2 protein-coding genes are annotated in these 1,345 nt (G+C 66.1%); both read right to left on the bottom strand.

Features of this window, described 5'->3' with window-relative positions:
• Nucleotides 1-40: 40 nt before the first annotated feature.
• On the bottom strand, nucleotides 41-955 hold the full coding sequence (locus DI276_RS47660; protein WP_112276803.1) for an IS3 family transposase: 915 nt from the start codon (nucleotides 953-955) through the stop codon (nucleotides 41-43).
• Nucleotides 955-1,278, bottom strand: coding sequence for a transposase (locus tag DI276_RS47655; RefSeq protein WP_112276801.1), 324 nt, complete (start codon nucleotides 1,276-1,278; stop codon nucleotides 955-957). The genes DI276_RS47660 and DI276_RS47655 overlap by 1 nt, the downstream gene beginning before the upstream one ends.
• Nucleotides 1,279-1,345 lie beyond the last annotated feature (67 nt).

The raw sequence follows: 1,345 nt of genomic DNA, 5'->3' as shown, positions 1-1,345 counted from the left end.
CTGAGGTTCACCCCGAACGGTGGACAGGGGCTTAAGAAGTTCAGGCAGCCGCTCGGAGTGACTTCTCATAGTCGTCGGGACTGAGCATCCCGAGCGCGGAGTGCCGCCGCGTACTGTTGTAGAAGCGGATCCACTTGTCAACTGCGGCAACGAGTTCCGTCTTCGTGGCGTAGACGTGCCGGTAGTAGTGCTCGTGTTTGAACGTCGACCAGAACGATTCCGCGGGGCTGTTGTCCCAGCAGATCCCGGTAGCGCCCATCGACCGGCGCAGCCCGTGCCGGAAACACGCCTGTGCGGTCAGATTCGCCGTGTACTCGCCGCCGCGGTCGGAATGCAGGACTGTGCCACGACATCCGCCGCCGCGGGCGGTCACCGCGGCCTCGATCGCGGTGGTGACCATGTCGGCGCCGATATGGTCGGCAACGCTGTAGCCGAGCACCACGCGGGAGTGCCCGTCGCGGATCGCGCACAGGAACATCTCGCCCGCACCACAGGACATATACGTGATGTCGGTCAGCCACACCGCGTTCAGGCGGCCTTGGTCGAACTCGCGCTCGACGAGATCCGGCGGGAACGATGCCGCCGGATCAACCACCGTGGTTCTTACCTTGAACGTGCGGGGGCTGATGCCCTCGATCCCGATCCCGGCCATGACCTTGGCGACGGTCTTCGCGCTGACCACCTCGCCCTGATCCCGCAACTCCGCGGTGATCCGCGGCGACCCATAGGTCCCGCCAGAGTCCTTGTGCGCCTGGACGATCTTCACTTCCAGGTCCGCGCGGCGCTGCCGACGCGGGGTCAACACCGTTGCCGCACAACGCTTCACGTAGGCGTAGTAGCCGGAGGCGGACACCGTCAGCAGTCGCGCCATGCGCCGGACCGCGAAGCGTTCGCCCTCGGGCACGGCAGGGGCGGCGACGCCGGCAATGTCATCGGGGCCGGCGTACTTGGCCATCAGAGCGAACCGGACCGGTTCTTCTGCATCGCGGCAAAGTACGCCGAGGCTTTTACCAGGAACGCGTTGTCCTTCTCCAGCTCGGCGACCTGCCGGCGCAGCCGCTGCAGCTCGGCACGCTCGGCCGCCTCCAGCGGGTTCTCCCCGTGCGTCTCGGCCGCGGCGATCCGGCGCCGCTCGTCTTTGACCCAGACGCTCAACATCCCCGCGTCGATTCCCAGCTCGCGGGCAACCTCGGTGATCGTGCGGCCGGAATCGATCACACGATGCGCAGCCTCGACCTTGTACTCAGCCGTGTACGACCGGCGCTTCCGAGGAGGCATGAGGACATCCTTTCAGCAGAACCGCTGGTCCTGCTAACTCGGTGTCCACTGCCTGGGGTGAACCTCA

This window comes from Lentzea terrae (genome assembly GCF_003265345.1).
Classification (GTDB): Bacteria; Actinomycetota; Actinomycetes; order Mycobacteriales; family Pseudonocardiaceae; genus Lentzea; species Lentzea terrae.
The sequence above is the reverse complement of the archived record's forward strand: the minus strand, read 5'-3'. Positions and strand labels throughout refer to the sequence as shown.

Coding starts and splice junctions, on each gene's coding strand:
- DI276_RS47655 (WP_112276801.1), bottom strand. CDS start 1,278: ATGCCTCCTCGGAAGCGCCGGTCGTACACGGCTGAGTACAAGGTCGAG.
- DI276_RS47660 (WP_112276803.1), bottom strand. CDS start 955: ATGGCCAAGTACGCCGGCCCCGATGACATTGCCGGCGTCGCCGCCCCT.